Source organism: Streptomyces sp. NPDC002623, assembly GCF_053592635.1.
The window spans coordinates 114,356-132,010 of sequence record NZ_JBSFWB010000021.1 but is presented as its reverse complement, the minus strand read 5'-3'; the positions used below and the strand labels follow the sequence as shown (position 1 = coordinate 132,010).

The following is a 17,655-nucleotide window of genomic DNA, read 5'->3' as shown; positions in this document are numbered from 1 at the left end:
GACGGCGACGGGGCGGCGACGGGGCGGCGACGGGGCGGCGTCCCGGGCGCCCCCTCGGCGCCGGGCCCGCCGCCCCCCGCCCTCTCCGGGTTGCCCCCGGACTCTCCGGTTACCCCCGGAAACCTCCCCACGGGACGCCGGTCGCCACTAAGGTCGCCTCCACCCCAGACTGACTGGTACGTCAGCATCGGAGGCGACCTCATGGATTCCGACGCGCACCTCACCGAGCTGCTGCGCGCCGCCCCCGCCACGGCCTACCCGGCACTGCGCGAGCTGCGCACCCGCCATCATCCGGCCGTCCTGGCGTACGCCCGGCTGTGCACGACGAGCGAGCCGGCCGCGCGGCGACTGGCGGCGGAGGCGTTCACGCTCGCGGCCCGGGAGACGGCACGCGGCAACGACTCCGGCAGCCCCTGGCGGCACCGGCTCCTGCTGCTGACCGGGCAGGTCGCGGCGAGCTGGGCCGCGGACGACCGGGCGGGCGGACTGGACGCGGGGCTCCTCCTGGTCCTCAACACGGCAGCGCACGGCGGGCCGAAGCCGCCGCTGCTCACCGCGCTGCGCTCCCTCCCCTCCGACGCCCAGGGCCTGGTCTGGTACGGCGTGTTGGAGCGCGAGCCCGTCGAGCGCACGGCCGGCCTGCTCGGCCTGACGACACAGGACGTCACCTACGGAACGGACCCCGCGCTCCAGTCCCTGGCGCAGACGGCTCTCCGCCTGCGCCTCGCCGCCTCCGACGATCCGCGCTGCGCGGACTTCCGCCGGCTGATCGAGGAGTCGGTCCGCCCGCAGGGCGCGCGGCACAGCCCCGACCTGGAGGCCCACCGCACCCACTGCCCGCACTGCGCGACGGCCTACGAGGAGCAGCACGCGTTGCGCGCGGACCCTCGCGGGGCGCTGGCGGAGGGGTTGCTGCCGTGGGGCGGGGCCGCGTACGCGCGCGAGGAGCGGGAGCCGTCCAAGGCGGGGGAGCCGTCCAAGGCGGGGGAACCGGCCGCCGCTCGACGCGCGCCCCGAGGCGTCGTGCTGGCGTCGGCGGCGTTGGGAGTGGCGGTGATACCCGTCCTGGCCGTGCTCCTGCTCTGGCCTTCGGGCGACCCGCAGGGCTCGGCGGGGGCGGTGGTGACGGCCCCGTCGAGCGCCCCGCAGGTGACGGTCACGGCGACGACGACGGTTTCGGCCTCGCCCGCGCCGTCCAGCCCGTCCCCTTCGGCGCCCCCGAGTTCAGCCAGGCCGAAGCCGAGCCCCACCCCTACCCCCGCCCCCTCCCCGACGCACGCCCCCGGCGGCGCGTACGCCCAGGTCGTGAATGTCGCCACGGGGCGGTGCCTGGAGGTGGCGGGCGACTTCGACAACGGCACGGACGTGGTGACGGCGCCGTGCTCCGCCTCCCCCAGCCAACGGTGGCGGGTCGACGCGGCGCGCGGTGTCCTCCAGTCCTCCGCCGACCAGGACTACTGCCTGGACAGCCGGGGTTCCGTGGACAAGGGCGTGGGGGTGTGGGAGTGCGCGTCGGTGGAGGGCGGCCACGGCGACAACCTGCGCTTCACCGTGGACGCCGACGGCACGATCCGCCCGGCGATCGCGATAGAGACGGCCCTGACGGCGGACGCCAGCGGCGGCGTGTCCCTGAACCCGCTGGACGAGGCGGGGGACCAGCTGTGGCGAGCGGGGGCGACCTGACGACTGCCCGGACCCGGTGGCCTCGAACGCCTCCACCGGCCGCTGCCCGGGCTGAGCCGTCGCCACCCGCGGCCGGGCCGGGTCCGGTGTGCCGTCCACGCTTCAGACGATGCGTCGGCCCCGCCGCCACACGCCCGAGACGAGGGGCACGCCCGGGCGGTAGGCCAGGTGGACGTGGCTGGGGGCTTCGAGGAGGGTCAGGTCGGCGTGGGCGCCGGGGGTCACCCGGCCGATGTCCGTGCGGCGCAGGGCCGCCGCGCCGCCCGCCGTCGCCGACCACACCGCCTCGTCCGGGGTCATCCCCATGTCCCGCACCGCGAGCGCGATGCAGAACGGCACGGACGACGTGAAGGACGAGCCCGGGTTGCAGTCCGTGGAGAGGGCGACGGTGACGCCCGCGTCCAGCAGGCGGCGGGCGTTGGGCCACTGCGCCCGGGTGGAGAACTCCGCGCCCGGCAGCAGGGTCGCGACCGTCTCGCCGCTCGCCAGCGCGTCGACGTCCGCGTCCGTGAGGTGGGTGCAGTGGTCGGCGCTGGCCGCGTCCAGTTCGACGGCCAGCTGCACGCCGGGGCCGTAGGAGAGCTGGTTGGCGTGGATGCGGGGGTGCAGGCCCTTCGCCTTGCCGGCCGTCAGGATCGCTCGGGCCTGGTCGCCGTCGAACGCGCCCTTCTCGCAGAAGACGTCGATCCAGCGGGCGTGCGGGGCGCAGGCGTCGAGCATCTCGCCGGTGACCAGCGCGACGTATCCGGCCGGGTCGTCGGCGTAGTCGGGGGAGACGATGTGCGCGCCGAGGTACGTGACCTCGTCGGTGTGCTTCGCCGCGAGGCGCAGGGCGCGGGCCTCGTCGGCGACCGTCAGGCCGTAGCCGGACTTCGTCTCGAAGGTGGTGGTGCCCTGACGGAGCGCCTCGGCGAGGAAACGGACGACGTTCGCCTCGAGTTCCTCGTCGCTCGCGGCACGCGTCGCCGCCACCGTCGTCCGGATGCCGCCCGCCGTGTAACCGCGGCCCGACATCCTCGCGTTGAACTCCTCCGTGCGGTCGCCCGCGAAGACGAGGTGGGAGTGGGAGTCGACGAAGCCCGGGAGGACGGCCCGGCCGCCGGCGTCGACCCGATTGTCAGTGGCGGGTGCTTTGCTTGATTCACCGGTCCACGCGACGCGGTCGCCGTCGATGACGACGGCCGCGTCCTGGATCAGACCGAGAGGAGAGCCGTCACCTAGAGAGGGGTCGTTGGTGACCAGCGTGGCGATGTTGGTGATGACGGTTGTCGTGCCGGTGCTGCTCATGGTGTCCTCGTGGGTGGCCGGGCGGGAAGCGGTGATCAGCTGTGCAGGGCTGCGACGGCCCTCGCCAGGGCCTGCGGCACATCCGGGACGAGCGTGTGCACCCCGTCGCGCACGACGTGCCGTCCGGCGACGATCGTGTGCCGTACGTCCGCCGCGGTCGCCGCGAAGACGGCCGTCTCGGCGCCGAGCCTGGGCAGCGGGCCCGCTGTCCTGACCGAGTCCAGGGCGATCGTCGTGAAGTCGGCGACCGCGCCGGCCTCCAGGTCGCCCGCGTCCGGGTTGCCGAGGGCCGCGTGGCCGTCGGCGGAGGCGGCGCGCAGCAGGGCGGCCGCCGTCCAGTGACCCCGGGTGCGGGTGCGCAGCCGCTCGTTCAGCTCCATCGCGCGCGCCTCTTCGAGCAGGTCGATGACGGCGTGGCTGTCGGAGCCGAGGGAGAGCGGTGAGCCCGCGGCCTGGAGGGCCACGGCCGGGCCGATGCCGTCGGCGAGGTCCCGTTCGGTCGTCGGGCACATGCAGGTGCCGGTGCCGGAGCGGCCGAGGAGGGCGATGTCCTCGTCGGTGAGGTGCGTGTTGTGGACACCCGTGGTGCGCGGGCCGAGGACGCCGTGGTCGGCGAGGAGCCGGGTGGGCGTGCGGCCGTGGGCCTGACGGCAGGCGTCGTTCTCGGCGGTCTGCTCGGACAGGTGCACATGCAGCGGCGCCCGGCGCTCCTCGGCCCAGCGCGCCACCGTCTCCAACTGGTCGGCGGGCACGGCCCGCACGGAGTGGATCGCCGCCCCGATCCTCGCGTGATCCCGTTCCTTGAGAAGTGAACAGCGTTCGGCCCAGGCGTCCGCGTCGCCGTCGGAGAAGCGGAGCTGGTGGGCGTTGGGGGCCTGTCCGAAGCCGGAGGACAGGTAGGCGGTGTCGAGGAGGGTGATGCGGATGCCGGCGTCGGCGGCGGCCTCGATCAGGGCCTCGCCCATGGCGTTGGGGTCGGCGTAGGGGGTGCCGCCGTGGGCGTGGTGCAGATAGTGGAACTCGCCGACGGCCGTGATGCCGGCCAGCGCCATCTCGGCGTACACCGCGCGGGCCAGCTGGTGGTAGGTCTCCGGGGTCAGCCGGTCGGCGATCGAGTACATGATCTCGCGCCAGGTCCAGAAGGTGCCGGAGCCGACCTGGACGGTGCCGCGCAGGGCGCGGTGGAAGGCGTGCGAGTGGGCGTTGGCCAGCCCCGGGAGGGTGAGGCCGCGCAGCGGCTCGGCGCCGGGCGGCGGGGAGTCGACGCCCGTCCGGACGGCGGTGATACGGCCGTCCGTCACCTCGAGGGCGACGCCCGGTTCGACGTTGGTGTCGAGCCAGGCGTGCTCCAGCCAGTACGTCCGTGTCCGCTGCGTGGAGGTCACCTGCAGGCCAGTCCTTCCAGTACGTCGGCGAGGGCGTGCACGCCGGCCACGCAGTCGTCCTCGGCGGCGAACTCGGCCGGGGAGTGCGAGACGCCGGTGGGGTTGCGCACGAACAGCATGGCGGTGGGGATGTCCCCGGAGAGGATCCCGGCGTCGTGTCCGGCGCCGGTGCCGAGGACCGGGATCTTCAGCTCGGGGTCCTGCTCCCGGCCGAGAATACGGGCGAGTTCGTCGCGCAGGGCGTGGTCGAACTCGACGACGGGCGTGAACGACTCGCGGACGATGTCCAGGTCGATGCCATGGACCTCGGCGTAGTCGCGCGCCGCGTCCTGCACCCCCGCGACGACGGCGTCGAGGGTGGCCTGGTCGGCGGCCCGGGAGTCGAGCCAGCCGCGCACCAGGGAGGGGATGGCGTTGACGCCGTTGGGCTCGACGGAGATCTTGCCGAAGGTGGCGACGGCGCCCGCCAGCCGGGCCTCGCGGCGGGCGGCGAGCACGGTCTCGGCGTACGGCAGCATCGGGTCGCGCCGGTCCACGAGGCGGGTGGTGCCGGCGTGGTTGGCCTCGCCCCGGAAGTCGAACCGCCAGCGTCCGTGCGGCCAGATGGCGCTGGCGATGCCGACCTGGTCGCCGGAGAGGTCCAGCGCGCGCCCCTGCTCCACATGGAGTTCGACGAAGGCGCCGATGCGGGCGAGCCGCTCCGGGTCCGGGCCGATGGCGTCGGGGTCGAACCCGGCGGCCTCCATGGCCCGCGGGAGGGTGACCCCGTCGCCGTCGGTGAGCCGGTGGGCCTGTTCCACGGTGAGCTGTCCGGCGGTGAGCCGGGAGCCCACGCAGGCGAGCCCGAAGCGGGCGCCCTCCTCGTCGCCGAAGTTGACGAGGGCGAGGGGCTTGGTGAACTCGGCCTGCCGTGCGCGCAGTTCGTCGAGGGCGGCGAAGGAGGACACCACGCCGAGCGGGCCGTCGAAGGCCCCGCCGTCGGGCACGGAGTCGAGATGCGACCCGGTGACGACCGCGTCCCCGGCCGTCGGATCCCCGAGCCAGGCCCACTGGTTGCCGTTGCGGTCGATCTCGTAGGCCAGCCCGCGCGCCTCGGCCTGCCCCTTGAACCAGGCCCGGCAGTCGGCGTCGGCCCCGGTCCAGGCGTAGCGCCGGTAGCCGCCGGAGGCGGAGCTGCGGCCGACCGGCAGCAGCTCCGCCCACATGCTGTGGAAGCTCACGCGTCGTCACCCTCGCGCATGGGGACGCGCACGCCCTTCTCGTCCGCGACGCGCTCGGCGATGTCGTAGCCGGCGTCCACGTGCCGGATCACACCCATCCCGGGGTCGTTGGTCAGGACACGGCGGATCTTCTCGCCCGCGAGCTTCGTGCCGTCGGCGACCGAGACCTGGCCCGCGTGGATGGAGCGGCCCATGCCGACGCCGCCGCCGTGGTGGATGGAGACCCAGGACGCGCCGGAGGCGACGTTCACCATGGCGTTGAGGAGCGGCCAGTCGGCGATCGCGTCGGAGCCGTCGAGCATGGCCTCCGTCTCGCGGTACGGGGAGGCGACGGAGCCGCAGTCGAGGTGGTCGCGGCCGATGGCGAGCGGCGCGGCGAGCGTGCCGTCGGCGACCATGTCGTTGAAGAGGGCGCCCGCCTTGTCGCGCTCGCCCTGGCCCAGCCAGCAGATGCGGGCCGGCAGGCCCTGGAAGTGGACGCGCTCGCCGGCCATCTTGATCCAGCGGTGCAGCGACTCGTTCTCCGGGAACAGCTTCAGGAGCTCGCGGTCCGTCTTGTGGATGTCCGAGGCCTCGCCGGACAGGGCCGCCCAGCGGAAGGGGCCCTTGCCCTCGCAGAAGAGCGGGCGGATGTAGGCGGGGACGAAGCCGGGGAAGGCGAACGCCCGGTCGTATCCGGCGAGTTGGGCCTCGCCACGGATGGAGTTGCCGTAGTCGAAGACCTCGGCGCCGGCGTCCATGAAGCCGACCATGGCCTCGACGTGCTTCGCCATGGACTCGCGGGAGCGGGTCGTGAAGCCGGCCGGGTCCTTGGCCGCGGCGTCCGCCATGTCGTCGAAGTCGACGCCGACGGGCAGGTACGCCAGCGGGTCGTGCGCCGAGGTCTGGTCGGTGACGATGTCGATGGGGGCGCCCTCGGCGAGCATGCGCGGGAGCAGTTCGGCGGCGTTGCCCAGCAGGCCGATGGAGAGCGGCTTGCGCTGGTCGCGGGCCTCGACGGCGAGCTGGAGGGCGTGCTCCAGGGAGTCGGCCTTCACGTCCAGGTAGCGGTGCTCGATGCGGCGTTCGATGGCGCGCGGGTCGACGTCGATGCAGATCGCGACGCCGTCGTTCATCGTCACGGCGAGCGGCTGGGCGCCGCCCATGCCGCCGAGGCCGGCGGTGAGGGTGATCGTCCCGGCGAGGGTGCCGTTGAACTTCTTCGCGGCGACGGCGGCGAAGGTCTCGTAGGTGCCCTGGAGGATGCCCTGGGTGCCGATGTAGATCCAGGAGCCGGCGGTCATCTGGCCGTACATGGTGAGGCCGAGGGCCTCCAGGCGGCGGAACTCCTCCCAGTTGGCCCAGTCGCCGACGAGGTTGGAGTTGGCGATGAGGACGCGCGGGGCCCACTCGTGGGTCTGCATGACGCCGACCGGGCGGCCGGACTGGACGAGCATCGTCTCGTCCTGCTTCAGCGTCCGCAGGGTGCGGACCATCGCGTCGAAGGAGCGCCAGTCGCGGGCCGCCTTGCCGGTGCCGCCGTAGACGACGAGCTTGTCGGGGTGTTCGGCGACCTCGGGGTCCAGGTTGTTCTGCAGCATCCGCAGGGCGGCTTCCTGCTGCCATCCCAGGGCGCTCAGTTCCGTACCGCGGGGCGCTCGTACGGGGCGGGGTCCTGACATGGTCTGCCTCCTAGCCGGATTGTTGCTTTCCTTATTCACATCCTGACTGCCTGAATAGAGCTAGTCAATACATGGAGACGCCAAGTCGCGACGCCGGATGCGAAGGGAGCGCTGGAGAGCACGGCGGGGCGCACACCGTCACCGCCACCACCCCAGCATGATGCGCACGCCGTTGACGCACGCCATGGACACGGTGTTGAAGAGACACCTGGGGCGTCAGAGCCGCCGGGGACGCCGATACGGGCCCGGAACGTGGACAGCCGACCCACCCTAGTCACCGCCGCGCATGTTCCGCTGGAAAATGCCAGAAGACTCACCCCTCGCGCATACGTTGCGTAGCGTCTTCATCACTCAACCGAACCGCAGGCGGGAGGGGAGCCAACGGTGCCCGGAATCGACGAGTGCTTACTGGAGGCCATGCGGCTGCCCGGTGCCCGGGGCGCCGCGCTGGTCGACTGGACCAGCGGGCTCGCCCTGGGCGCGGTCGGGGAGTTCCCCGGCGGCGACCACGAGGCGGCCGCCGCCGAGGCCGCGGAGGTCGCCCGGCTCACCTCGGAGCAGCGCGCGTTCACCCCGGACGGCTACGTCGGCCATGACGGCGTCGACGGCGCGGAGGGAGCGGGCGGGGCGGGGCTCGTCGATCCCCCGGTCGAGGATCTGATCATCAGCAACCGGGACAGCTACCACGTGCTGCGCTTCGTGCCGACGTCCTTCGACAGCAGCGTGTTCCTCCATGTGTGGCTGGGCCGGGCGGACGGCAACCTCGCGCTGGCCCGGATCCGGCTGGGCGAGATGGCCGGACGGCTGGTGCTGGGGTGACCGCGGTGAGAACGACTCCGCCGGGCACGACCCCGCCGCCCCGGCTGCCGGTACGGGAGAAGTCCGGGGCCCGGGAGAACGGCGGCGGTCTGTCGCCGATGCTGACCCGGCTCGCGGCCGAGCGGGCGACCGGCGTCCTGGAGCGCGAGCGCGGCTCGCTCTACCTCGCCGAGGGCCGGGTGGTGCACGCCGAGAGCCCGCTCGCCCCCGGCCTCGACGTGCTGCTCCTGTCCCACGGCACCCTCTCCCCCGCCGTCTGGCAGGACGCCGTGGACCGGGCCGACGAGGAGTACGGCGCCGCCCGTCTGCTGCTCGACGCCCACCGGGTCCCGCGCGGCGCGCTGGAACTGTGCCACCTGGAGGCGGTGTACGACGCGGCCTACTTCGCGCTCGCCCCCAGCAGCACCCCGGGCCACTTCCGGTACGGCGCCGGGCACTGGCTCGGCGCCCTCAGACCGGTCCCGGTCGACGCGGTCGAGCGCGAGACGCTGCGCCGCCGTGAGCTGCTGCACCGGCTGTGGCCGGACCCGTTGACCGACGGGGCGCCGCTGCGCCGGGCCGAGACCGTCGCCGCGCCGACGCCGACCGCCCGGCAGAGCGCGGTGCTGGCCCTGGCGGACGGCGTCCGCACCGCGTCGGACATCGCCCGCGAGCTGGGCCGGCAGGCCTTCCACACCCTGGTGGACGTCCGACGCCTCGCCGCGGCCGGCCTGCTCACCGCCCTCTTCCCGCCCCCGCTCCCCCGCCACCGCCCGCCGACCGCACCCCCGTCCCCGTCCCCTCCCCGGCACGGGCGACCGGGAGCCCCGGACGCCCCGGGACTCCCCGCGTCCCCCGCGGCTCCCACCCCCGACCCCCCGCCGGGCATCACCCTGCCCCGCGTCAACGACCCCGACATCACCCTGCTGAAGAGGCTCAGGGATGCGCTGGAGGCCCTTTGAACGGCAACGACCGCGGGCCGAGAGGAGCGAGCTGATGGCTTCCGCGCCCGAGATACTCGACGAACTGCGCAGACTGCGGGCCCGGGTGCCCCAGCTGACCGGCGCGCTCACGGCCGGCGTGGACGGTCTCGTCCTCGCCCACGACACCCCCGGCGTGGAGCCGGAGGTGGTGGCCGCGCTGACCGCCGCCGCCCTCGGCGTCGCGGTGCGGATGGCGGACACGACCGGCCAGGGCGAGTTCCGCGAACTGCTCGTGCGCGGCCGGTACGGCTACGTCGCCACGTACGCGGCCGGTGAGAGCGCCGTGCTGACCCTGCTCGCGCAGGACCGCGTCAACGTCGGCCGGCTGCACCTGGAGGGCCGCCGGGCCGCCACGCGCATCGGGGAGCTCGTCGACGCCCAGGAGGCACAGGCGCGTCAGGCGCGGGCGGCCTCCAGGAAGGCACCGGCCAAGACCGAGGGCACGACGCCGGACAAGACGTCCGCCAAGACGCCCGCGAAGCCGCCGGTGCGCACTCCTGCCAAGACCCCCACCGTTCGGACCAGATCGGCGCGCGGCCCAGCCACCACCAACGCGCGCACCACCACGGAAAGTTGAGAGGAACCGAGGAGCACAGCATGGCCAACACCGAAACCACCCTGAAAGAGTGTCTCGCCTCCATCGAGGGCGCGACCGGAGTCGCGCTCGTCGACTACACCAGCGGCATGGCGCTGGGCACGCTGGGCGGCAGCAAGGGGTTCGACCTCAACGTCGCCGCCGCCGGGAACACGGACGTGGTGCGCGCCAAGATGCGCACCATGGAGCACCTCGGGCTCAAGGCCCAGATCGAGGACATCCTGATCACCCTGTCCGACCAGTACCACCTGCTCCGCCTGATCAGCGGACGCGGCGGCAACGGGCTCTTCCTGTATCTGGTCCTGGACGCCAAGCGGGCCAATCTCGCGATGGCCCGCCACCAGCTGAAGAAGATCGAGGAGGATCTGGAGGTGTAGGCGTAGCTACACCAGCGCCGCGGTGCGGCGGCGGGCCCCGCCCGGGGCCGCGTCGCCCGCCGCGATGCCGGTGCTGCGGTACGCCTTGACGGCCTTTCCGGCCGGACGTCCGCCGCGCCGGTCGAGCCAGTCGACGCGCACCCACAGCAGCGCCTCGTCCTCCCGCTCGCGCCGGCCGAGCCAGGCGGCCTTGAGCCGCAGCCCGGTCCCCCAGCCGGCGAGCAGCAGACCGGCGGCCGCGGGGACGGCGAAGGAGCTGCCCAGCGCGACCACGAAGGCGAGCAGCAGCCACCAGCGGTGGCCGCGCCGCCAGCCGCGGACGGTCACCGCCCGGTCCTGGAGCACATCGTGCTTGCCCGCCCGGGCGGCGCCCCGGCCGAGTTCCCTGAGCCGACGGCGACCGCGCGTCGCCGCCACCGCGCCGGCCACGATGAACAGCGCGGCCCCGGCCAGCACCCCGATCCGCCGCCCCGTGAGGCCGGGCACCAGGACACCGACCCCCGCCGCGAACACCCCGCACCACCACCACGGCGCGGCTCCGGCCCGTACGACGACGGCCACCCGAGCCAGCCCCTGCCCTCCGCGTGCCACGTCCGCCTCCTGATCAGTCCGGCACAAGTTTCCTGACCGTTCAGACTAGTGAGCGAACGTGAGACGAGTCTGAGAGCGCACGGCAAAAAATCCGACCGTCCGATCCCTGAGCCCACCGAGCCCTGAGCCCACCGAGCCCCTGAAGCCACCGAGCCCGCCGAGCCCTTGAGCCCGCCGAGCCTTCGAGCCCACCGCGCCGCCGTGCCGCCGAACCCTCCGCGCCCACCGAGCCCACCGAGCCCCTGCGCCCGCCGAGCCCCTGCGCCCACAGCCCTCCGCGCCGCCTTGCCGCCGAGCCCCTGCGCCCGCCGAGCCTCCGCGCCCACCGAGCCCTTGAGCCTGCCGAGCCCCTGCGCCCACAGCCCTCCGCGCCGCCTTGCCGCCGAGCCCGCCGCGCCCGCCGAGCCCCTGCGCCCACCGAGCCTTCGAGCCCACCGAGCCTGCCGAGCCCCTGCGCCCGCAGCCCGCCGCGCCCTCCACGCCGCCTTGCCGCCGAGCCCTCCGCGCCCGCTGTGCCCTCCGTGCCCGCCGAGCCCCTGCGCCCGCAGCCCACCGCGCCCTCCGCGCCGCCGAGCCCACCGCGCCCGCCACGCCCGCCACGCCCGCCACGCCCGCCACGCCCGCCGCGCCCGCCGCGGGCCTACTCCACGAACAGTCCCCGCGCCGCCGCCCGTGCGTCGAACTCCTCGAGCCGGGCCTGCGCGTCGGGCAGGTCGTCGCACATCGCCTCCAGCAGCACCCGCCCGAGGAGCATCGGCGCGCAGGCCGTGTCGAAGGCGAGTCCGGTGCCGACGGCGGCCGGCAGCAGCAGGTCGGAGACCTTGGCGACCGGTGCGAACGCCGAGTCGGCGACCGTCACCACGCTCAGTCCGGCCTGCCGGGCGTAGGTGAGGGTGTCGACGACCTCGCGCGGGTGCCGGGGCAGTGCGAAGCAGAGCAGGGCGGTGGCGCCCGCGCGGACGGCGGCGTCGATCCGGTCGTGGATCATTGTGCCGCCCTCGTTCAGCAGCCGTACGTCCGGATGGACCTTGGCGGCGAAGTACGCGAAGCCGTAGGCCTGGGAGGCGGCGGCGCGCAGCCCGAGGACGGGCAGCGGACGCGAGGCCGCCAGCATCCGGCCCGCCCGATGCAGGGGCCGGGGGTCGGCGAGCAGCTCGGCGAGGTGCTTCAGGTTCTCGATCTCGGCCTCGACGGCCTGCTGGTACTCGTTGTAGGAGGCCGAGTCGGCGGCGTGTTCGGCGGGGGCGACCTCCCGCAGGTGCTTGCGCAGGGCGGGGTAGCCGTCGAAGCCGAGGGCGACCGCGAAGCGGGTCACCGACGGCTGGCTGACCCCGGCGAGCTCGGCGAGCTCCACGCTGGACAGGAACGGCACGTCGGAGGCGCGCCGCACCATGCTGTGCGCGATGCGCCGCTGGGTCGGCGTCAGCCGGTGCCCTTCGAAGAGCGCCTGCAGCCGGGCGGCGGGACTGTCCGCGACGATCGCACCCTCCACGGCCGAACCCGGCGCACCCTTGCCACTGCCGGTGGCCGTCTCCGTCTCCGCGCTCATGCCCCGCTCCCCCTCCAGATCTCCGTGAACCGGTCCAGCAGTGCGGCCGCCGCGCTCACGTCGGCCGTGAGCGGCCGGTCGGCCTGTTCCGCGTCGAGCACCGCCTCGGCCAGCTCCCACGCCTGCCCGGCCGGGAGTCCCGGCTCGGGCCGCAGCTCGCGCTGGCGCAGCGCCCGTACGGCGGCGACGAGTTCGCAGCCGACGACGAGACGGTACGCGGCGCAGGCGCGCAGTGTCTGCCGGGCGGCGAGCGAGGCGAAGCTGGCCTGTTCCTCGACGCCCCGGGAGAGTACAGCGTGGCCAAGGGAGGCGGGCGCGGAGAAGGCGCGCAGGTCACCGAGGGCGGCCGCGGCGGCGTACTCCAGGATCATCACGCCGGAGGAGGCGGGCTCGGGGTCGGCGAGGAAGGGGCGCAGCCGGGTGTAGGCGGGTTCGTTGAGGGTGGAGAGGCGGGAGGTGGACAGCCGCGCCACCTGGGTCAGGGCCAGCCTGAAGTGGTCCAGGGCGAGGGCGAGTTGGGCCTGGTAGAAGCCGCCGTGGTGGTAGGCGGCCATGTCCTCGGGGGAGATGAGCGGGTTCTCGGCGGCCGCGTTGATCTCGATGGCGATCACCTCCTCCAGGGCGTCGGCGGCGTCGTGCGCGGGGCCGTGGATCTGGGGCAGGCAGCGGAACCCGTAGGGGTCCTGGATCCTGCCGAGCGGCGGGGTGGGCCGGTCCTCGGCGCCGATCAGCTGCCGCATGCGGCGGGCGACCTCGCTGGAGCCGCGGTGCGGGCGCGCGGCGTGCACGGGGGCGGCGTACGCCTCGTGCGACCCGTCGACGGCCAGCAGCGACAGCGCGCCGACGACCTGGGTGGCCTCGATGAGCCCGCGCAGTTCGTGCAGGGCGAGGGCGGCCTGGCCGAGGGTGAGGGCGTTGCTGCTGATGAGCGCGAGGGCGTCGTTGTTGTCGAGGGGCTGTGGTTCCGGGGCGCCCTCGCCGCGCCAGGGATGCTCGCCGACGAGGGCGAGTCCGACCTGCGCGAGTGCCGCGAGGTCGCCGGTGCCCACCGAGCCGAACTCGTTGACGACCGGATACGCCCCGTTCTCCAGCGCCTCGCACAGCGCCGTGACCACGGTGGGCCGCAGTCCCGCGCCGCCGGCCAGCAGCTGGTTGGCGCGGACGGCGAGCATCGCCCGGACCTGCCGGGCGGGCAGCTCCTCGCCGATGGCGCCGGCGTGGCTGCGCAGCAGGCGCAGTCCGTGCTCGGCGGCGGCCTCGGTGGGCACGTCCTCGTTCCGGTTGGCGCCGACCCCGGTGGAGCGGCCGTAGACGCGGCCGGTGGCGGCGATCTGGCGGGCGGCGTCCCAGGCCTCGGTCATCCGCTTGGTCGCGTCGGAGCCGGCGACCGGTCGGGCGGTCCCGTCGGCGAGGCGCGCGACGTCCGCGACGCCGAGAGCGATCCCGTCGAGGACGACGAGACCGGGGCCCGCTCCAAGAGGAGTGTCCACCATCCGAGACGACATAAGGCTGCAAACTCCCCTCAATCCGGACACTTGATCTTGCCTACCGGTCATCCGTTACGTCGGATTAACAACCAACCGTTGACAAGTTATTCATCTACGGAGAACTCTGCATGACGTTATACAGCCGGGCAAGGGACAACTCATGATCCAGTTCGACGCGGTCCACAAGCGCTTCCCCAACGGCACGACAGCAGTCCACGATCTCTCCCTCCATATGCCGGAGGGCGGCGTGACCGTCCTGGTCGGTTCCTCCGGTTGCGGCAAGACCACCACCCTGCGGATGATCAACCGGATGGTCGACCCGACCTCGGGAACCATCCAGGTCGGCGGCAAGGACGTCCTCCAGCAGGACGCGGCCGAGCTGCGCCGATCCATCGGCTACGTCATCCAGCAGTCGGGGCTCTTCCCGCACCGCACGGTGCTCGACAACATCGCCACCGTGCCGCTGCTGCTGGGCCACGGCCGGCGCAAGGCACGCGCCCGCGCGGCCGAGCTGCTGGAGACGGTCGGCCTGTCGGCCGAGTCCGGCAGCCGCTACCCGCACCAGCTCTCCGGCGGCCAGCAGCAGCGCGTCGGGGTGGCCCGCGCGCTCGCCGCCGACCCGCCGGTGCTCCTCATGGACGAGCCGTTCGGCGCGGTCGACCCGGTGGTGCGCACCCAGCTCCAGGACGAACTGCTCAGGCTCCAGAAGGAGTTGAGCAAGACCATCGTCTTCGTCACGCACGACATCGACGAGGCCGTCCGGCTCGGCGACCAGATCGCCGTGTTCCGCACCGGCGGCCACCTCGTCCAGTGCGCCTCGCCCGCCGAGCTGCTCGCCCGGCCGGCCGACGACTTCGTCGCCGACTTCCTCGGCGCCGAGCGCGGCCTCAAGCTGCTCTCGCTGACCACCCTCGCGAACGTCCCGCAGGGCGCGGCCCCCGAGGGCGGCGCCTGGACCCTCACGCTCGACGAGGCCCGCAAGCCGCTGCGCTGGACCTCGAAGGACGCCGACATACCCGTCCGGCCCCTCAAGGACGGCGACTCCCTCCTCGCGGCGCTCAACGAGTCGGTCGCCTCCCCCACCGGCCTGGTGGCCCGCGTCGACGCCGACGGCGTCCTGACCGGCGTCACCTCCCGTGACGACATCCACACCCACGCGGGTCAGGCCCACGCCGAGGCACGGGTGGTGGCCGCATGACCATCGACTGGTCCTGGATATCCGGCCATACCGACGATCTGACCACCCTCACGATCTCCCACCTCCAGGCCGCGCTGACCGCCGTCCTGCTCGGTCTGCTGATCAGCCTCCCGCTCGCGGTGGTCGCCCACCGGGTCCGCCCGCTGCGCGGCTTCCTGCTCGGTCTGTCGAACGTGCTGTTCACGATCCCGTCGATCGCGATCTTCGTGCTGCTGCTGCCGGTCAGCGGTCTGACCCGCACCACCACCGTGATCGGCCTGACCGTCTACACGCTGGTCGTGCTGCTGCGGAACACGGTCGAGGGCCTCGACTCGGTGCCCGCGAAGACCAAGGAGGCGGCCAAGGCGATGGGCACGCGCCCCCTGCGCACGCTCCTCACCGTCGAGTTCCCGCTCGCGCTCCCCGTGATCATGGCGGGCGTCCGCATCGCGACGGTCATGTCGATCTCCCTGGTCTCGGTCGCCACCTACATCGGCGACGGCGGCCTCGGCCAGCTCTTCACCGACGGCTTCCAGCGCAACTTCCCGACGCCGGTGATCGCGGGCGTGGTCCTGACGATCCTCCTCGCGGTCGTCGCGGACGCGGCCCTGGTCGGCGTCCAGTACCTCCTCACCCCGTGGAAGAGGCGGCGAGCCTGATGTACGAACTGTTCAAGAACCTCGGCAGCTGGCTCACCACCGGCTCCACCTGGTCCGGCTCGGACGGCATCGCGCACCGGCTCGCCGAGCACCTCCAGTACTCGCTGCTGGCCACCCTCATCGCGGCCGCGATCGGCCTCCCGCTGGGCCTGCTGATCGGGCACACCGGCAGGGGCGCGTTCCTCGCGATCAACCTGGCCTCCTTCGGCCGTGCGCTGCCGACCGTCGGCCTGGTCGTCCTGGTCTTCCTGGCCGGCGGACTGTCGATGCTGCCGGTCTACGTCGCGCTCGTCGCCCTCGCGGTCCCGTCGATCGTGACCAACACCTACGCCGGCATGACGGCCGTCGATCCGGACGTGAAGGACGCGGCGCGCGGCCAGGGCATGCGCGGCCACCAGGTCCTGTTCCACGTGGAGCTGCCGCTGGCCCTCCCCCTGATCATGACCGGCCTGCGCCTCGCCCTCATCCAGGTCGTCGCCACGGCCACGATCGCCGCGTACGTCTCCTTCGGCGGCCTCGGCCGCTACGTCTTCGACGGTCTCGCCCAGCGCGACCTCGTCCAGGTGCTCGGCGGCGCGGTGCTGGTCGCGGTCGTCGCCATCGCCCTGGACCTCCTGCTGAGCGCGTTCCAGCGCCTCCTCTTCCGGCACCGCCCCGCCCAGACCGCCTAGGGAACCCCCGACATGAACCGACGCATGATCCTCGGCGGCCTGTTCGCGGCCGCGACCGTCCCCGCCCTGACCGCCTGCGCGGGCGGCATCACCTCCCTCGACAACGAGGGCACCACCTCCGGTGGCGGCGGCTCCAGCAAGGACGGGGTCACCATCGGCACCGCCAACTTCACCGAGAACCAGGTGCTGGGCTACCTCTACGCCGCCGTCCTGGAGGCGGCCGGGGTGAAGGTGAAGGTCCGCCCCAACCTCGGCACCCGCGAGATCCTGATCCCCGCGCTCAAGGGCGGCGACATCGACCTGCTCCCCGAGTACCAGGGCGCCCTGCTGCACTACCTCGACCCGAAGGCGACGGCCACGGAGGAGGGCGAGATGCAGAACGCCCTCGCCGTCGCCCTCCCGGCCGGCCTCCAGGTGCTGCCGTACGGCATGGCCGAGGACTCGGACGCCTTCGTCGTCACCAAGGAGACCGCGAAGAAGTACGGCCTGACCTCGCTGGCCGACCTGGCGAAACAGAACGGCAAGCTGGTGATCGGCGCAGCGCCCGAGGTGAAGACCCGCCAGGTCGGCGCGGTGGGCCTCAAGGACGTCTACGGCGTGGAGTTCAAGGAGTTCAAGTCCCTCGACTCCTCCGGTCCGCTGGTCAAGGGCGCCCTGAAGAAGGGCGACGTCGACGTGGCGAACCTCTTCACCACGGACACGGACATCGTGGCCAACGACTGGGTCGTGCTGACCGACCCCAAGAACCTCATCCCGGGCCAGCACATCGTTCCGCTCATCGCCGACCGCAAGGCCGACTCCACCGTCCGCAAGGCGCTGGCCAAGCTCGGCAACCTCCTCACCACCGAGCAGCTCACCGAGCTGAACCGGCAGGTGGACAAGGACAAGAAGGACCCGGAGGACGTCGCGAACGCCTACGCGAAGCAGCACGGGCTCGCGAAGAAGTGACCTCCGGCTGAGCGACCGCCGCGACCGCCTCCCCGGCGGACCCGACCCCGCAGACGGGGGCTATCCCCAGTGCGGGGAGCGCGGCCGCTGCCTACCGTGGTGTCCATGACGGGATGGGAGACCACCATGGACGCGCAGGACGCAGACCTGAAGAAGGAACTCGACGCCACCCTGCAGACCCGCAGGGAACTGGGCGAGGAGTACGAGTCCGCGCTGGTGGACTCGTTCCTGGAGAAGGTCGACCAGCGCATCGACGCCGCGGTGGAGCGTCGCGTGCGGCGGCAGTTCGCGGAGCAGCAGATGGTGGCGGCCCGGGGGGCGCGCTCGCCGAGGCCCACCGACTCCTGGGGCGAGCGCTTCGGCTTCGGCATCGTCTCGCTGGTGCTGGCGATCCCGCTGTCCGCGATCGGCGCGGGCACCGCGCATCTGCCGGGGCTGCTCGTCTCCTGGGCGGGCATCGTCGGCGTCAACGTCGTGCAGGCCGCCCGCAGCCACCCCGGCCTGTTCGGCCACCGGCGCCCGACCTCGAAGGACGACGCCTGGGAGGACTGACGCCCGGCGGCACGGCCCCGCCCCGGCCGCGC

At 73.4% G+C, this 17,655-nt stretch carries 17 protein-coding genes; 10 read left to right on the top strand and 7 right to left on the bottom strand.

Annotation, left to right across the window (positions count from 1 at the left end; translation table 11 throughout):
* Positions 1-201 precede the first annotated feature (201 nt).
* Complete coding sequence (locus ACWD4O_RS32485; protein WP_451285368.1) at positions 202-1,683, top strand: ricin-type beta-trefoil lectin domain protein; 1,482 nt, start codon at positions 202-204, stop codon at positions 1,681-1,683.
* A gap of 102 nt (positions 1,684-1,785) precedes the next feature.
* Here ACWD4O_RS32485 and hutI read toward each other — a convergent pair whose 3' ends face one another.
* From hutI to hutU, 4 genes are read right to left on the bottom strand one after another with little or no spacing between them, the layout of a single operon-like run.
* Positions 1,786-2,970: an imidazolonepropionase gene (gene hutI / locus ACWD4O_RS32480; RefSeq protein WP_451285366.1), complete on the bottom strand. Its 1,185-nt coding sequence runs from the start codon at positions 2,968-2,970 to the stop codon at positions 1,786-1,788.
* A gap of 35 nt (positions 2,971-3,005) precedes the next feature.
* On the bottom strand, positions 3,006-4,355 hold the full coding sequence (locus tag ACWD4O_RS32475) for a formimidoylglutamate deiminase (RefSeq protein ID WP_451285364.1): 1,350 nt from the start codon (positions 4,353-4,355) through the stop codon (positions 3,006-3,008).
* Complete coding sequence (locus ACWD4O_RS32470) at positions 4,352-5,575, bottom strand: allantoate amidohydrolase (RefSeq protein ID WP_451285362.1); 1,224 nt, start codon at positions 5,573-5,575, stop codon at positions 4,352-4,354. The genes ACWD4O_RS32475 and ACWD4O_RS32470 overlap by 4 nt, the downstream gene beginning before the upstream one ends.
* The gene (hutU, locus tag ACWD4O_RS32465; protein WP_351919209.1) at positions 5,572-7,236 is read right to left on the bottom strand and encodes a urocanate hydratase; all 1,665 of its coding nucleotides are present in this window, start codon (positions 7,234-7,236) and stop codon (positions 5,572-5,574) included. The genes ACWD4O_RS32470 and hutU overlap by 4 nt, the downstream gene beginning before the upstream one ends.
* A gap of 384 nt (positions 7,237-7,620) precedes the next feature.
* On the opposite strand from hutU, the gene ACWD4O_RS32460 reads away from it, so the two are divergent.
* Genes ACWD4O_RS32460 through ACWD4O_RS32445 form a run of 4 tightly spaced genes read left to right on the top strand, consistent with a single transcriptional unit; the run spans position 7,621 to position 9,989 of the window.
* Positions 7,621-8,055, top strand: a complete 435-nt coding sequence (locus tag ACWD4O_RS32460) for a hypothetical protein (RefSeq protein WP_451285360.1) — start codon at positions 7,621-7,623, stop codon at positions 8,053-8,055.
* On the top strand, positions 8,052-8,996 hold the full coding sequence (locus ACWD4O_RS32455) for a transcriptional regulator (protein WP_451285358.1): 945 nt from the start codon (positions 8,052-8,054) through the stop codon (positions 8,994-8,996). Before ACWD4O_RS32460 ends, ACWD4O_RS32455 begins: the two co-directional genes overlap by 4 nt.
* A 34-nt stretch (positions 8,997-9,030) precedes the next feature.
* On the top strand, positions 9,031-9,594 hold the full coding sequence (locus ACWD4O_RS32450; protein ID WP_451285356.1) for a roadblock/LC7 domain-containing protein: 564 nt from the start codon (positions 9,031-9,033) through the stop codon (positions 9,592-9,594).
* 20 nt (positions 9,595-9,614) lie between these two features.
* Positions 9,615-9,989: a roadblock/LC7 domain-containing protein gene (locus ACWD4O_RS32445; RefSeq protein ID WP_266398454.1), complete on the top strand. Its 375-nt coding sequence runs from the start codon at positions 9,615-9,617 to the stop codon at positions 9,987-9,989.
* A gap of 6 nt (positions 9,990-9,995) precedes the next feature.
* On the opposite strand, the gene ACWD4O_RS32440 is transcribed toward ACWD4O_RS32445, so the two are convergent.
* The 3 genes from ACWD4O_RS32440 to ACWD4O_RS32430 form a co-directional block, all read right to left on the bottom strand.
* Positions 9,996-10,580: a hypothetical protein gene (locus ACWD4O_RS32440; protein ID WP_451285354.1), complete on the bottom strand. Its 585-nt coding sequence runs from the start codon at positions 10,578-10,580 to the stop codon at positions 9,996-9,998.
* A gap of 640 nt (positions 10,581-11,220) precedes the next feature.
* A complete protein-coding gene (locus tag ACWD4O_RS32435; RefSeq protein WP_451285352.1) occupies positions 11,221-12,129 on the bottom strand; it encodes a MurR/RpiR family transcriptional regulator in 909 nt (302 codons plus the stop codon).
* Positions 12,126-13,634 carry an aromatic amino acid ammonia-lyase gene (locus ACWD4O_RS32430; protein ID WP_451285350.1) on the bottom strand — a complete coding sequence of 503 codons (1,509 nt, stop codon included), beginning with the start codon at positions 13,632-13,634 and terminating at the stop codon, positions 12,126-12,128. The genes ACWD4O_RS32435 and ACWD4O_RS32430 overlap by 4 nt, the downstream gene beginning before the upstream one ends.
* Before the next feature lie 142 nt (positions 13,635-13,776).
* Between ACWD4O_RS32430 and ACWD4O_RS32425 the strand changes: the two genes are divergently transcribed.
* The 5 genes from ACWD4O_RS32425 to ACWD4O_RS32405 all read left to right on the top strand — a co-directional run bounded on the left by ACWD4O_RS32425 (position 13,777) and on the right by ACWD4O_RS32405 (position 17,623).
* Positions 13,777-14,814: an ABC transporter ATP-binding protein gene (locus ACWD4O_RS32425; protein ID WP_451285348.1), complete on the top strand. Its 1,038-nt coding sequence runs from the start codon at positions 13,777-13,779 to the stop codon at positions 14,812-14,814.
* Positions 14,811-15,452, top strand: a complete 642-nt coding sequence (locus ACWD4O_RS32420; protein ID WP_351765590.1) for an ABC transporter permease — start codon at positions 14,811-14,813, stop codon at positions 15,450-15,452. Before ACWD4O_RS32425 ends, ACWD4O_RS32420 begins: the two co-directional genes overlap by 4 nt.
* Positions 15,452-16,123, top strand: coding sequence for an ABC transporter permease (locus tag ACWD4O_RS32415; protein WP_451285346.1), 672 nt, complete (start codon positions 15,452-15,454; stop codon positions 16,121-16,123). The genes ACWD4O_RS32420 and ACWD4O_RS32415 overlap by 1 nt, the downstream gene beginning before the upstream one ends.
* Before the next feature lie 12 nt (positions 16,124-16,135).
* Positions 16,136-17,071, top strand: a complete 936-nt coding sequence (locus ACWD4O_RS32410) for an ABC transporter substrate-binding protein (RefSeq protein ID WP_451285344.1) — start codon at positions 16,136-16,138, stop codon at positions 17,069-17,071.
* 126 nt (positions 17,072-17,197) lie between these two features.
* Complete coding sequence (locus ACWD4O_RS32405) at positions 17,198-17,623, top strand: hypothetical protein (RefSeq protein ID WP_451285446.1); 426 nt, start codon at positions 17,198-17,200, stop codon at positions 17,621-17,623.
* Positions 17,624-17,655: the final 32 nt, after the last annotated feature.

What these genes read in the sequence shown, in the direction of transcription:
- ACWD4O_RS32445 (WP_266398454.1), top strand. Translation starts at nt 9,615, where the DNA reads ATGGCCAACACCGAAACCACCCTGAAAGAGTGTCTCGCCTCCATCGAG.
- ACWD4O_RS32410 (WP_451285344.1), top strand. Translation starts at nt 16,136, where the DNA reads ATGAACCGACGCATGATCCTCGGCGGCCTGTTCGCGGCCGCGACCGTC.
- ACWD4O_RS32450 (WP_451285356.1), top strand. Translation starts at nt 9,031, where the DNA reads ATGGCTTCCGCGCCCGAGATACTCGACGAACTGCGCAGACTGCGGGCC.
- ACWD4O_RS32420 (WP_351765590.1), top strand. Translation starts at nt 14,811, where the DNA reads ATGACCATCGACTGGTCCTGGATATCCGGCCATACCGACGATCTGACC.
- ACWD4O_RS32405 (WP_451285446.1), top strand. Translation starts at nt 17,198, where the DNA reads ATGGACGCGCAGGACGCAGACCTGAAGAAGGAACTCGACGCCACCCTG.
- ACWD4O_RS32485 (WP_451285368.1), top strand. Translation starts at nt 202, where the DNA reads ATGGATTCCGACGCGCACCTCACCGAGCTGCTGCGCGCCGCCCCCGCC.
- ACWD4O_RS32425 (WP_451285348.1), top strand. Translation starts at nt 13,777, where the DNA reads ATGATCCAGTTCGACGCGGTCCACAAGCGCTTCCCCAACGGCACGACA.
- hutI (WP_451285366.1), bottom strand. Translation starts at nt 2,970, where the DNA reads ATGAGCAGCACCGGCACGACAACCGTCATCACCAACATCGCCACGCTG.
- hutU (WP_351919209.1), bottom strand. Translation starts at nt 7,236, where the DNA reads ATGTCAGGACCCCGCCCCGTACGAGCGCCCCGCGGTACGGAACTGAGC.
- ACWD4O_RS32435 (WP_451285352.1), bottom strand. Translation starts at nt 12,129, where the DNA reads ATGAGCGCGGAGACGGAGACGGCCACCGGCAGTGGCAAGGGTGCGCCG.
- ACWD4O_RS32415 (WP_451285346.1), top strand. Translation starts at nt 15,452, where the DNA reads ATGTACGAACTGTTCAAGAACCTCGGCAGCTGGCTCACCACCGGCTCC.
- ACWD4O_RS32430 (WP_451285350.1), bottom strand. Translation starts at nt 13,634, where the DNA reads ATGTCGTCTCGGATGGTGGACACTCCTCTTGGAGCGGGCCCCGGTCTC.